General features: G+C 65.1%; 12 protein-coding genes. 1 reads left to right on the top strand and 11 read right to left on the bottom strand.

Annotated elements, in window-relative coordinates:
- Nucleotides 1-7 precede the first annotated feature (7 nt).
- The 7 genes from ABCW42_RS07230 to truB form a co-directional block, all read right to left on the bottom strand.
- The gene (locus ABCW42_RS07230; protein ID WP_423184203.1) at nt 8-2,260 is read right to left on the bottom strand and encodes a polyribonucleotide nucleotidyltransferase; all 2,253 of its coding nucleotides are present in this window, start codon (nt 2,258-2,260) and stop codon (nt 8-10) included.
- A 253-nt stretch (nt 2,261-2,513) separates the two neighbouring features.
- Nucleotides 2,514-2,783, bottom strand: a complete 270-nt coding sequence (rpsO, locus tag ABCW42_RS07225; RefSeq protein ID WP_133202898.1) for a 30S ribosomal protein S15 — start codon at nt 2,781-2,783, stop codon at nt 2,514-2,516.
- A gap of 181 nt (nt 2,784-2,964) precedes the next feature.
- On the bottom strand, nt 2,965-3,819 hold the full coding sequence (gene kynA, locus ABCW42_RS07220; protein ID WP_133202897.1) for a tryptophan 2,3-dioxygenase: 855 nt from the start codon (nt 3,817-3,819) through the stop codon (nt 2,965-2,967).
- A gap of 25 nt (nt 3,820-3,844) precedes the next feature.
- On the bottom strand, nt 3,845-4,828 hold the full coding sequence (locus tag ABCW42_RS07215; RefSeq protein WP_423184202.1) for a bifunctional riboflavin kinase/FAD synthetase: 984 nt from the start codon (nt 4,826-4,828) through the stop codon (nt 3,845-3,847).
- 77 nt (nt 4,829-4,905) lie between these two features.
- Nucleotides 4,906-5,334, bottom strand: a complete 429-nt coding sequence (locus tag ABCW42_RS07210; RefSeq protein WP_423184201.1) for a hypothetical protein — start codon at nt 5,332-5,334, stop codon at nt 4,906-4,908.
- A gap of 23 nt (nt 5,335-5,357) precedes the next feature.
- On the bottom strand, nt 5,358-5,711 hold the full coding sequence (locus tag ABCW42_RS07205) for a hypothetical protein (protein ID WP_423184200.1): 354 nt from the start codon (nt 5,709-5,711) through the stop codon (nt 5,358-5,360).
- Nucleotides 5,712-5,713: 2 nt separating this feature from the next.
- Entirely contained in the window at nt 5,714-6,664 is a 951-nt protein-coding gene (gene truB / locus ABCW42_RS07200) for a tRNA pseudouridine(55) synthase TruB (protein ID WP_423184199.1), read from the bottom strand.
- Between the two features lie 76 nt (nt 6,665-6,740).
- Between truB and ABCW42_RS07195 the strand changes: the two genes are divergently transcribed.
- Nucleotides 6,741-7,895 (top strand): pyridoxal phosphate-dependent aminotransferase, encoded by a 1,155-nt coding sequence (locus ABCW42_RS07195; RefSeq protein WP_423184198.1) that lies wholly within the window; start codon nt 6,741-6,743, stop codon nt 7,893-7,895.
- A 15-nt stretch (nt 7,896-7,910) separates the two neighbouring features.
- Here ABCW42_RS07195 and ABCW42_RS07190 read toward each other — a convergent pair whose 3' ends face one another.
- The 4 genes from ABCW42_RS07190 to ABCW42_RS07175 all read right to left on the bottom strand — a co-directional run bounded on the left by ABCW42_RS07190 (nt 7,911) and on the right by ABCW42_RS07175 (nt 12,604).
- Nucleotides 7,911-8,393, bottom strand: a complete 483-nt coding sequence (locus ABCW42_RS07190) for a nucleoside deaminase (protein WP_423184197.1) — start codon at nt 8,391-8,393, stop codon at nt 7,911-7,913.
- Between the two features lie 82 nt (nt 8,394-8,475).
- Nucleotides 8,476-8,985, bottom strand: coding sequence for a 30S ribosome-binding factor RbfA (gene rbfA / locus ABCW42_RS07185; protein WP_423184196.1), 510 nt, complete (start codon nt 8,983-8,985; stop codon nt 8,476-8,478).
- Nucleotides 8,986-9,281: 296 nt separating this feature from the next.
- Entirely contained in the window at nt 9,282-12,176 is a 2,895-nt protein-coding gene (gene infB, locus ABCW42_RS07180) for a translation initiation factor IF-2 (protein WP_423184195.1), read from the bottom strand.
- Nucleotides 12,177-12,328: 152 nt separating this feature from the next.
- The gene (locus ABCW42_RS07175; protein WP_423184194.1) at nt 12,329-12,604 is read right to left on the bottom strand and encodes a YlxR family protein; all 276 of its coding nucleotides are present in this window, start codon (nt 12,602-12,604) and stop codon (nt 12,329-12,331) included.
- Between the last annotated feature and the right edge of the window lie 230 nt (nt 12,605-12,834).

Below are 12,834 nucleotides of genomic sequence, written 5' to 3'. Positions count from 1 at the left end.
GTAGTGGCTACTCCGCCGAAGCTTCGGACTCTTCGGAAGCGGCGCCTTCGGAGGCTGCGGCTTCTTCCTCGGCTACCACCGGGGAGAGGGAGAGCTTGCCGCGGTCGTCGATCTTGGTGATCTCTACCTGGACCTTCTGGCCCACGGAGACGACGTCCTCGACGTTATCCACGCGCTTGCCGTTCGCGAGCTTGCGCAGCTCGGAAATGTGCAGCAGGCCGTCCTTGCCCGGGGTAAGGGAGACGAATGCGCCGAAGGTGGTGGTCTTGACGACCGTACCCAGGTAGCGTTCGCCTACTTCCGGCACCTGCGGGTTCGCGATGGCGTTGATCGCCGCCCGCGCTGCTTCGGCAGACGGGCCGTCAGTAGCGCCGATGTAGACGGTGCCGTCGTCCTCGATGGAGATGTCGGCGCCGGTGTCTTCCTGGATCTGGTTGATCATCTTGCCCTTGGGACCGATGACCTCGCCGATCTTGTCAACGGGGATGTTGACGGCGATAACCCGCGGTGCGAACTCGGAAAGCTCGTCCGGGGTGTCAATGGCGGCGTTGATGACATCCAGGATGTGCAAGCGGGCTTCACGGGCCTGCTTCAGGGCTGCGGCCAGGACAGAAGCAGGGATACCGTCCAGCTTGGTGTCCAGCTGGATGGCGGTGACGAACTCGGCCGTGCCGGCCACCTTGAAGTCCATGTCACCGAAAGCGTCTTCGGCGCCGAGGATGTCGGTCAGGGCCGCATAACGGGTCTGGCCATCCACTTCATCGGACACCAGGCCCATTGCGATACCGGCAACCGGAGCCTTGAGCGGCACGCCTGCGTTGAGCAGCGACAGCGTGGAGGCACACACGGAACCCATCGACGTCGAACCGTTGGATCCGAGGGCTTCGGACACCTGGCGGATGGCGTACGGGAATTCCTCGCGCGACGGCAGGACAGGAACCAGGGCGCGCTCGGCAAGGGCGCCGTGGCCGATCTCGCGGCGCTTCGGCGAACCGACGCGGCCGGTCTCACCGGTGGAGTACGGCGGGAAGTTGTAGTTGTGCATGTAGCGCTTGCGCGTTACCGGCGACAGCGAGTCGATCTGCTGTTCCATCTTCAGCATGTTAAGCGTGGTGACGCCCATGATCTGGGTTTCGCCGCGTTCGAAGATGGCGGAACCGTGGACGCGGGGCAAGACCTCGACCTCGGCGGTCAACTGGCGGATGTCCGTCAGCCCGCGGCCGTCGATACGGACCTGGTCCTTCAGGATGCGCTGGCGCACAACCTGCTTGGTCAGCGAGCGGAACGCTGCGGACAGTTCCTTCTCGCGGCCATCGAACTCGCCGGCAAGTGCACCCAGGACTTCGTCCTTGAGGTCGTCGGACGCGTTGTCGCGATCCTGCTTGTCGGCGATCTGGAAGACAGCGGCAAGCTTCTCGGCTGCAGCGGCCTTGACGGCAGCGTAAGCGTCCTCTTCGTAGTCCAGGAAGACCGGGAACTCGACCGTGGGCTTCGCAGCGCGGGCGGCGAGGTCGGCCTGGGCTTCGCACAGGGCGCGGATGAACGGCTTGGCGGCTTCGAGGCCCTCGGCCACAACCTCTTCCGTGGGGGCGGTTGCGCCCTGTTCCTTGATGAGGCTCCAGGAGTTGTCCGTGGCTTCGGCTTCAACCATCATGATGGCGACGTCGTCACCGGCAATACGGCCGGCGACCACCATGTTGAAGACGGCGTTCTCAAGCTGGGAGTGCTTCGGGAAGGCAACCCATTCGCTGCCCTGCTCGTCGGCGATCAATGCGACGCGGACGCCACCGATCGGGCCGGAGAACGGAAGTCCGGAAAGCTGGGTGGACATGGACGAAGCGTTGATCGCGACGACGTCGTAGAGCTCGTCCGGGTTGATGGCCAGGACGGTGACGACGATCTGGACTTCGTTGCGCAGGCCCTTGACGAATGCGGGGCGCAGCGGCCGGTCCATGAGGCGGCACGCGAGGATGGCTTCGGTGGACGGGCGGCCTTCACGGCGGAAGAAGGAGCCCGGGATGCGGCCGGCTGCGTACATGCGCTCTTCGACGTCCACGGTCAGCGGGAAGAAATCGAAGCCTTCGCGCGGGGACTTGCCTGCCGTGGTTGCGGACAAAAGGGCGGTGTCGTCGTCGATGTAGACCATCGAAGCGCCGGCGGCCTGCTTGGCAAGGCGGCCGGTCTCAAAGCGGATGACCCGCTTGCCGAAACGGCCGTTGTCGATGATGGCTTCTGAGAACTGGATTTCGGGACCCTCCATTGAGAGTCACCTCCGTTTCTTGATTGCGGAAGTCCGCCGCACAACCCGGGACCAGCGTCTTTTCCTGGCCCGGACGACACCCGGTCATCGATCGAGATCCACGGGCAATGCCATTGAAACAATGGCCGGGACTCCCGGGGATCACTACCGAGGACCGCGAATGCGCGTGCGATCGGACTCCTCTTTTGGGTCTGTGATGTAGTTGTTGAGAAGAGGGCGGCCCGGTCCAGGGATCGGGCCGCCCGAAGTCAAACTAGCGGCGCAGGCCGAGGCGCTCGATGAGCGAACGGTAGCGTGCGATGTCAGTCTTCTTGAGGTAGCCCAGCATGCGCTTGCGACGACCGACCATGGCCAGCAGACCGCGCTGGGTGTGGAAGTCGTGCTTGTGCTCCTTCATGTGCTCAGTCAGATCCTTGATCCGCTGAGTCAGGACCGCAATCTGGACCTCCGGCGAACCGGTGTCGCCCTTGGACGTTGCGTATGCCTCGATGATGGACTGCTTAACAGCGGCTTCAAGTGCCACATGAACTCCTAGAGTTGTGCCGTGCGTCCCGATTCAGCGCTTCACTGCCGGGTTGTCAGTGGCGTTGACCGCACACAAAACAGGTCCAGCCGCCACGGACTGCAGCCGGATCCATCCCCCAGTTTACCGGCAGCCCGGCAAAGATGTCGAAAGGAGCCGTGTGACGCTCCTCAAAGGCGGGTCACTGCCCGATTTCGGTGCGGACCGCGAACAGTTCCGGGAAGAACGTGAGGTCGAGTGCCTTCCTCAGGAAGGAGACTCCACTTGAGCCGCCGGTACCGGTCTTCAGCCCGATGGTCCGCTGCACGGTGCGCAGGTGCCGGAACCGCCACAACTGGAAGTTGTCCTCCAGGTCCACGAGTTCCTCGCAGGCCTCGTAAGCGGCCCAGTTGTCCGCGGCGTGTTCATAAATGTGCTTGAAAAGGGGCAGAAGTTCGGGCGCGAATTCGTGGGCAACGGTCACATCCCGTTCCAGGACGGAGGCCGGAACGTCATAACCGTGCCGGGACAGGTAGGCCAGGAATTCGTCGTAGATACTCGGAGCGTGCAGGAGTTCCTCAAGCATGCCCTTGGACTCCGGGTCGGACTCGAACACCGGCAGCATCTTGGCGTTCTTGTTCCCGAGGATGAACTCGACAGCCCGGTACTGGCTCGATTGGAAGCCCGAGGCGTTGCCCAGGAACCCGCGGAACTCGGAGTACTCGGTTGGAGTAAGCGTTGCCAGCACCGACCATTGCTCAGTGAGTGTCTTCTGGATGTGCTTGACCCGTGCGATCCCCTTGAGCGCGGCGCCCAGATCGTCCTCGCGCAGCCACAACGCGGAACTGCGGAGCTCGTGCAGGACCAGCTTGAGCCACAGTTCAGTGGTCTGGTGCTGGATGATGAAGAGCAACTCATCGTGGTGTTCCGGCCGGCTCACGGGCTGCTGGGCACTCAGCAACACGGGAAGCTGCAAGTAGGAGCCATAGCTCATGCGAGAGCTGAAATCCCTGACGATGCCTTCGTCCAGTGGCCGGGTGTTCTTTTCAACGCTCACGGGGCTTCTTTCGCTATTTGTCTCGCTATTTGTCGAGGAGCAGCTTATGGGCTTGAACGACGTCCAGCCGCATCTGCTCGACCAGTGCCTCGGGTCCCCGATACGCGACCATGCCGCGGAGGCGCGCCGTGAATTCGACGACGACCGTCTGGCCGTAGAGGTTGAAGTCTTCCACGGCTTCGTCGGGCCGGTCGATGACGTGGGCTTCCACCTGGCGGCTCACGCCATCGAACGTCGGGTTGGAGCCGACGGAAATCGCGGCCGGCCAGCGGGTGCCGGACTCGTCGACGAGCCAGCCTGCGTAGATGCCGTCCGCGGGGATGTATCCAGTCGCTCCGTGGTCCAGGTTCGCCGTGGGGAAGCCAAGGGCGCGCCCGCGCGCGGCACCGTGGACTACTTCGCCCCTCATCCGGTGGGGCCGGCCCAGGATGGCCGCAGCGGTCTCGACGTCGCCTTCGGCCAGTGCCTCGCGCACCCAGGTGGAGGAACAGCGGCGGTCGGTGCCGCCGTCGTCGTGTACCGGGAAGCCTTCGGCGCCGTACTCGGTGACCACCTGTACCCCGAAACCAAGCTTCTCTCCGAGGGTCCGCATCGTTTCGACGTCGCCTGAGTTGCCGACGCCGAAGCGGAGGTCGTGGCCCACCACAACGTGCGCCGCGTGCAGGCCGTCGAGCAAGACAGTGCTGACGAACTCCTCCGGAGTCATGGCGGCAAGCGCAAGGTTGTATTTCATGACAAGGACGGCGTCGACGCCGTAGGCCGCCAAGGCGTCCAGCTTGTCCTGCAGGCCCATGATGAGTTCGGGGGCGGAGTCCGGGTGGTGGACTTGGGACGGGTGGGGGTCGAAGGTGACGACGACTGACCGCCCACCGTGCTGCCCTGCCGTACGCAAAAGCTGCGACAGCACCTGTTGGTGTCCGCGATGGACGCCGTCAAAGTTCCCGATGGTAACGACGCTGGGACCGAAATCCTCGGGGACCTCGGTGGGATCGTTCCAGATGTGGACCATCAACCTCGCCTTTTACTGCTGGTAGTCGCTAATGCCCGGCGGCCTGGTCCGGCCCCGGAACTCTCTAAGGTTACCTGCTACGCGCTGCCCGACGGACGCCGCCGGTAGAGCCAGAGCAGGCCAAGGACAGGGAGGATCAAGGGCACGAATCCATAGCCGCTGCCAAAGTAGGACCACACGGTATCGTGCGGGAAGGCCACCGGATCGAAGAGGCTCACTGCTCCCACCACCAGGACACCGACCAATTCGACGAGGACGGCGACGAGCGAAACCTTGAACCAGGTCCGTCCCGGCTTAGCGAGGGAAATCGTGGCAACGATGTACACCAGGGCGGCGAAGGCCGAGAGGACGTGCGCCAAGGGAGCATCGGCGAACTTGGTCAGGATCTGGTACCCGGCACGTGCGGTGGCCGAGATCGCGAAAACCGCGTAGACCGCGATCAGCAGCCTTCCGGGACCGGTGTTGCGGGTGTCCCGGGTCTTCTTCGTGCTGGTCTCAACTGTCACTTCGTCTGCTTCTTCTTCCAATGTCAGTACCAGATCTGGTTCATGCGGGCCGCCATGACCATCGCGGTGACGCCTACTGCGCCCATGACGAAATTGCTCCACCGCGTCCGTTCCAGGATGGACCAGTACACGGCGCCGACCGGAAGGATGAGCGCGGTGATGATGTATCCCCAGAACTCCCAGGGCTCGCCGGCGATTTTCTCGCCGAGCGCCACGCGGATGATCGATCCGACGAGATAAACGAGCAAGACGAGTTCGACGGCGGCAACGGACAAAATCGTGACGTCGTTAGGCGCCTTTTTCATCACGCCCGCAACGACGCAAATGACCGTCGACAGCAGGCCCACAATCATGACCGCGTAGAAGTATCCATCCATGCCTAGGATGCCTGCCCTTCGTCGGCCGGCCTGCCGGTGTCCGTTCCGCCGGTGTCCGGCGCGAAGACCAGGACGGGCTTGGCGAAGCTTCCAGCGTCGGCCAGCAACGCCACCAATTCACCGGAAGGCGAGAAGGCGGCGGCGGGGTTTTCGGCGGTGGCCGCCTGATCGGTGCCGGCGGCGGGTCCGGCGGCAATGCGGCGGCCAAAGGAGATTTCGGTGGTTTCGGCATCGCTCAGTTCGCGGTTGGGCATCAGCGCCCGCGCCGCGTCGGACATGTCGAGGATTTCCAGTTCCTCGGCCAATTGCTCGAGGGTACGGGCCTGCTCCAGGGTGTAGGGTCCCACCTGGGTGCGGCGAAGCGCCGTGAGGTGGCCGCCGACGCCGAGCGCCTCGCCAAGGTCGCGCGCCAACGCGCGGATATAGGTACCCGAGGAGCACTCAACCGTGACGTCGACGTCGACTGTCTTGCCGTCGTCGGACCTTCGGATGGCATGGATATCGAATCGGTGGATGGTCACGGGACGGGCCGCGAGCTTGACTTCTTCACCGGACCGGACCCGCGCATAGGACCGTTCGCCGTTGACTTTGATGGCACTCACACTGCTGGGAACTTGCTGAATGTCGCCGCTGAGTTGCACCACCCCTGCCCGGATGGCGTCCTCGGTGACTCCGGCGGCACTGCGGCTAGCCTTGACCTCGCCTTCGGCGTCGTCCGTGATGGTCGATTCGCCAAGGCGGATGGTGGCCGAGTAGGTCTTCGACGTGCCGACGATGTAGGTCAGAAGCCTTGTGGCCTTGTTGATTCCCAGGACGAGGACTCCTGTAGCCATGGGATCAAGGGTCCCGGCATGGCCCACTTTCCGGGTACCGGCCAGCCTCCGCATCCGTCCAACCACGTCGTGGCTGGTCCATCCTTGCGGCTTGTCGACGATCACCAGTCCAGAAAGCACGCCTCCCAGTATATCCGCGCCGAGGCATGCGTCCGGGCTGCCGCAGGAGGTGGGCGGCCGCCGCTAAGATGGCCCCATGCCTGAGCTAGCCGCGCACATCCCGGACGTCCCCGTGAACCAGATCCGAGAAATCACCGAGGCGGCCTGGCGCACTCCGGGAGCCATAACGCTCAGCATCGGCGAACCCGGCTTCGCACTCCCCCGGCATATCCTCGAGGCAGGTATCGCCTGCCTCGACCATGACGAGACGAACTACACCCCGAATGCCGGAATCCCGGCGCTGCGCGAAGCTTTCGCCGCGCGGTTCCGGGCCCACAACAAGGTGGCGGTCGGTGCCGAGCGGGTTTACGTCGTGGACGGCGCGCAGCAGGGTCTGCATTTCGCCATGAGCCTGCTGCTGGCCCCGGGAGACGAGGTCCTGATTCCGAATCCGGGGTATCCGACCTTTGCGATGACCAGCCGCCTCCTCCATGCCGTGCCGGTGCGCTACCCGCTCTACCCGGAGAACGCGTTCCAACCGCACATCGAGGACATTGAGGCGCTCATCACCCCGCGGACGAAGGTGCTGATCCTGAATTCGCCGTCCAATCCGTTGGGCGCGGTGATCGGCGAGGATCTGACGCGGCAGCTCGTGGAACTGGCGCTCAAGCACGATCTGTGGATCATTTCGGACGAATGCTACGAAGCCTTCACTTTCGAAGTTCCGCATACGAGCCCTGCCCGTTTCGACAGCGTCGAGCCCGGCGAGGCCCGCGTCTTCACGTCACTCACGCTGTCGAAGACCTATGGACTGACGGGTTTGCGGATCGGCGCCCTCATTTGCCCGCCCGGCTTGGAGCGGACCATGAACAACGTCATGGAGGCGATCGTTTCCTGTGTTGCTTCGCCGTCGCAATACGCTGCCATTGCCGCGTTGACGGGCCCGCAGGACTACGTCGACGCTGCTCGCGAGCACTACCGTTCCAACCGTGACGCGGCCTCCGCGGTCCTCTCCGAAAAGGGCATCCCGTTCCTGGGCGCGCAGGGGGCCTTCTATTTGTGGGCCGATGTCTCGCATGCCAGCGGCGGCAACGTGCGCGCGTGGGTGCACCGGTTCCTCGCGGAATCAGGCGTGGCGGTTGCGCCGGGGACCGCGTTCGGTTCCATCGGCGAGGGTTGGATCCGCATCGCCTTGTGCGGCGACCAGCAGGAACTGCTCGCCGGCGTCAAACACCTCCCGCCGCGGCGGTAGCCCCAGCGGCCGCCGTCAGTAGTCAGTGCGTTCCGCGTTGTTCCGCCACGCGTCGAAGGGATCTTCCGACGTCGTCCGTGGCGTGTGGTCCACCGGCAGGAGCGTGGGACGGGCGCCGTCAAAGTATTCGTAGAAGAGAGCGTCGTCGAAGCCCGCGCGGGCCGCTCCTTGGCGATCGGCCGCGTAGTAGATGTGGCCGATCCTCGCCCAGAGGGCGGCCGAGAGGCACAGCGGGCAGGGTTCGCAGCTCGCGTAGAGCACGGAGCCGCTGAGGTCGAACGTCGCCAGTTCGGAGGCCGCCCGCCGGATCGCAACCACTTCCGCATGCGCTGTGGGGTCGTTGTCCCGGGTGACCCGGTTCACGCCCTCATGGACACTCCCGTCGGGGGTGACGACGACGGCGCCAAACGGCCCGCCGCCGTCGGACACGTTTTGCACGGCGAGCCTGATCGCGTGGTCGAGATAAGTCCCCCGCTGTTGAGCTTCGTCCGGCGCCATGCTCCGATCTTAGCCACCGAAGACCCCTGAAGGCAGGGAAGGCCGGCTCCAAGTGGAGCCGGCCTTCCCGTGGATCCTTCGGCTATTTGCCGCTGTCTTCGTCGATATCCTCATCGGCCCGCAGGTCGATGTCTTCTTCGTCGAAGTCGTCTTCGTCGATGTCCTCGTCCTGCGGGGCATCGCTCTTGTAAGGATCGGCGTCGCCCGCGTGCGTGGCGCCGGCGGCCAGCGCGGCCACTTCGGCGTCGCGCTGTTTGGCGACGCGCAACAGTTCCTCAAGGTTCGAGGCGTTGACCGGAATGAGGTCTGCAACGAACTCGAGGGTGGGCGTCAGGCGCACAGTGATGTTGCGGCCGACTTCCTGGCGCAGCACGCCTTTGGCCTTCTGCAGGGCCTTCGCGGCATCTGCGTGGGCGGCTTCATCACCGAACACGGTGTAGTAAACCGTGGCGTGCTGAAGGTCATTGGTGACGCGCGCGTCGGTAATGGTGATGTTCTCGACGCGCGGATCCTTGATCCGCCGGCCGAGCGCCTCGGCAACCACAACCTTAATCCGCTGCGCCAACTTGGCAGCGCGTGCCGGATCAGCCATTTTTACTCCTAAAAATTCGGTACGACGGCGCGTGAGCAGCTTGCGTACTTTAGTTCTGTTTGGTGCAACACGCCCAAGGCGAGTCGCCAACGGACCCCGTTGGGTTTTTTCGGCGGCCTGGGAGTGGCATCGGGCCTGTCGGAGCCGGGCGGTTTGAGATCGCAGATCGAAAACCGTCCGGCGTAGGGGCGGGGCCGCCGGAAAAACCCAACGGCCCCGCACCTGCAGGCCCCCATGTCGGCGGAGCGGGCCGGGGCCGCCGGAAAGATCCAACGGCCCCACCCAAAGCGAACGCCCTACGAGCGCGGCTTCTCGCGCATCTCGAAGGTCTCGATGATGTCGCCTTCGGCAATGTCGTTGTACGAGCCAAGACCAATACCACACTCGAAGTCGGTGCGGACCTCGGTGGCGTCGTCCTTGAAGCGCTTGAGCGTCTCAACCGTGAGGTTCTCGCCGATGACCTTGCCGCCGCGGCTGACGCGCGCCTTCGTGTTACGACGGATGATGCCCGAGCGGACGATCGAGCCAGCGATGTTTCCAAACTTGGAGGACTTGAACACTTCGCGGACTTCGGCCGTACCGAGCTGGACTTCCTCGTACTCCGGCTTGAGCATGCCCTTGAGGGCCAGCTCGATGTCGTCGATTGCCGAGTAGATGACGGAGTAGAACCGCATGTCCACGCCTTCGCGATCGGCGAGGTCGGCCACGCGCTCGGCGGGCTTGACGTTGAAGCCGATGATGATGGCGTTGTCCACCGTGGCGAGGTTGACGTCGTTCTGCGTGATGGCACCCACACCGCGGTGGATGACGCGCAGCTGAACGTCGTCGTCTCCGACGTCGATCTTGAGCAGGGCGTCTTCGAGGGCTTCCACGGCACCGGAAACGTCACCCTTGAGGATGAGGTTGAGGGTGTCGATCTTGCCTTCGGCGACGGCCTTGTCGAAGTCTTCGAGGCTGATGCGCTTGCGGCGCTTGGCCAAGGCGGCGTTGCGGTCGGCTGCTTCACGCTTTTCGGCGATCTGGCGGGCCGTGCGTTCGTCGGCGGTTACCAGGAAGGTGTCACCTGCGCGCGGCACGTTGGACAGGCCGAGGACCTGGACCGGACGCGACGGGAGTGCGATGTCGAGGGCGTTGCCGTCTTCATCGAACATGGCGCGGACGCGGCCGTGGGCCGTACCGGCAACGATCGTGTCACCGACCGCCAAGGTACCGGACTGGACCAGGACGGTGGCCACGGAACCGCGGCCCTTGTCCAGGTTCGCTTCGATGGCGATGCCTCGAGCGTCCTTGTCCGGGTTGGCACGGAGGTCCAGGGCGGCGTCCGCGGTGAGCAGGACGGCGTCGATCAGTTCCTCGATGTTCAGGTTCTGGCGGGCAGAAACCTCAACGAACATGGTGTCGCCGCCGTATTCTTCAGGAACCAGGCCGTACTCGGTGAGCTGGCCCTTGACCTTGTCCGGGTTCGCGCCGTCCTTGTCGATCTTGTTGACCGCGACGACGATCGGCACGTTGGCAGCCTGGGCGTGGTTGAGCGCTTCCACCGTCTGCGGCATGACGCCGTCGTCGGCTGCGACAACCAGGATGGCGATGTCGGTGACCTTCGCACCACGGGCACGCATGGCGGTGAACGCCTCGTGACCCGGGGTGTCGATGAACGTGATGTCGCGCGGAGTGCCTTCGTGCACGTGGCTGATCTGGTACGCACCGATGTGCTGCGTAATGCCGCCGTGTTCCCCGGCAACCACGTTGGTCTTCCGGATGGCGTCGAGCAGTCGGGTCTTACCGTGGTCAACGTGGCCCATGACGGTGACAACCGGCGGGCGCGGTTCGAGGACGTCGTCGCCTTCGGCTTCGAGTTCCGCCTCGAGGTCGATGTCGAAGGAATCGAGGAGCTCGCGCTCTTCGTCTTCCGGCGAGACGACCTGTACCTGGTAGCCAAGTTCCGCACCGAGCAGGCCGAACGTGTCTTCGTCCAGCGACTGGGTAGCCGTAGCCATTTCACCGAGGTGGAAAAGCACGGTGACAAGCGCGGCGGGGTTTGCCTCGATCTTGTCGGCGAAGTCCGTGATGGACGAACCGCGACGCAGCCGTACAACGGTGCTGCCGTCGCCGCGGGGTACGGATACGCCACCCAGCGACGGAGCACTCATCTGCTCGAGTTCCTGGCGCTTGGCGCGCTTCGACTTGCGCTGCTTGCCGCGTCCTGCGCCACCCTTGCCGAAGGCACCCTGGGTGCCGCCGCGACCGCGGCCGCCCTTGCCGAAGCCACCGCCGGCGGGTGCGCCGCCACCGGTGCCTGCGCCGGGACCGCCGCCCGGACGACCGGGACCGCCGCCGGGACGACCTGCTCCGCCCGGGCGGCCTGCGCCTGCGGGAGCGGGACGCTCGGTGCGGTTGGGCATCATGCCCGGGCTAGGCCGGTTGCCGCCCGGACCGCCGGGACGCGGAGCGCCCGGGCGGGGAGCACCGGGACGCGGGGCACCCGGACGGGGTCCACCGGCTCCGGCTGCGGGGCGGGGTCCGCCGGCACCAGCTGCCGGACGCGGTCCACCCGCACCGGGAGCGGGACGGGGACCGCCCGGACGTTCGCCGTCAGCGCGGCTGCCGCCTGGCCGGGGCATGCCCTGGGAGGTTGCAAAGGGGTTGTTGCCCGGACGCGGAGGCCGTTCGCCGTCGCCGCCACGGCCGCGCGGCATGCCCTGGGAAGTGGCGAACGGGTTGTTGCCGGGACGCGGGCCACCCGGACGCGGTGCCTGGCCGCCACCGGGGCGGGTCTGGCTCGGCGCTTCGGACCGGGGTGCCGGACGGGCACCGGGCTTGGCGGAAACAGGGTTCGCCGGAGCTGCGGGAGCTGCCGGTGCGGCAGGCGCCGGGGTTTCAGCCTTGGGAGCCGGAACCGGGGCCTTGGGCGCAGCGGGGCCCGGAGCCGGACGGGATGCCACGGGCGCGGCAGGTGCCGCGGGGGCAGCAGGCGCAGCCGGGGCGGCAGCGCGGGGAGCCGCAGGTGCGGACGCCTTTGCGGCACCGCCACCAGCAGCAGGGTAGGCGTCGCGAAGCTTCTTCACGACGGGGGCCTCGATGGTTGACGAGGCGGAGCGAACGAATTCGCCCAATTCCTGCAGTTTTGTCACTGCATCTTTGGAAGTAATACCGAGCTCTTTGGCGAGCTCATGTACGCGGACCTTGGCCACATTTCTCCTGTCTCGGTCCGCACCGAGCCAGGCACGAACCGTCTACTTCTTACTGCGGGCCCCTGCCACGAATGCGGCGGAAAGGCCCTGTGCAGAGCGCAACAAAGATGTCATCGTTACGCACTCATCGCTGGGAACTCATCGGGTTTCCATCAGTCTTCTGACCCGCTTTCAGGTTTGGACGGTTTTCCTGCTTTCACGGGTGTGTCCGCAGGTGGCACGACTGCCGCCAGGTAGCTTTGGACGGCTGTGATCTCGCTTGCGCCCGGAAGGGCCCGCACAAAAGCACGCCGTTTGCTTGCCAGCGCCAGGCATGTGTTGCTGGGGTGCAGCCAAGCACCCCGGCCAGCCATCCGGCGTCGTACATCCACCAGGACGACGGGAGACCCGCCGCCTTCGGCGACAAGCCGGATCAACTCATTCCGCATGCCTTGTTTCCGGCATCCGATGCAGGTGCGCACAGGCTGGTGCCTGGGGCGGGGCAGTCCAGTCACCGGGTCCATCAATCGCCTCAGTGTCTTTCCTGCCTTCGCGTTCTGCACTCTTTGCTGTGAGCACGTTGCCGTGAGCACGCCAAAGCGCACGGATACCGGGCATAGGCCCGGTTCCATCCATTCTAAGCCCCAGGATGCCCGGCCACCGAATCCAGGCCATGCCT

The organism is Arthrobacter sp. NyZ413 (assembly GCF_049390645.1).
Classification (GTDB): Bacteria; Actinomycetota; Actinomycetes; order Actinomycetales; family Micrococcaceae; genus Arthrobacter.
This window is presented reverse-complemented; position numbering and strand designations above follow the sequence as displayed.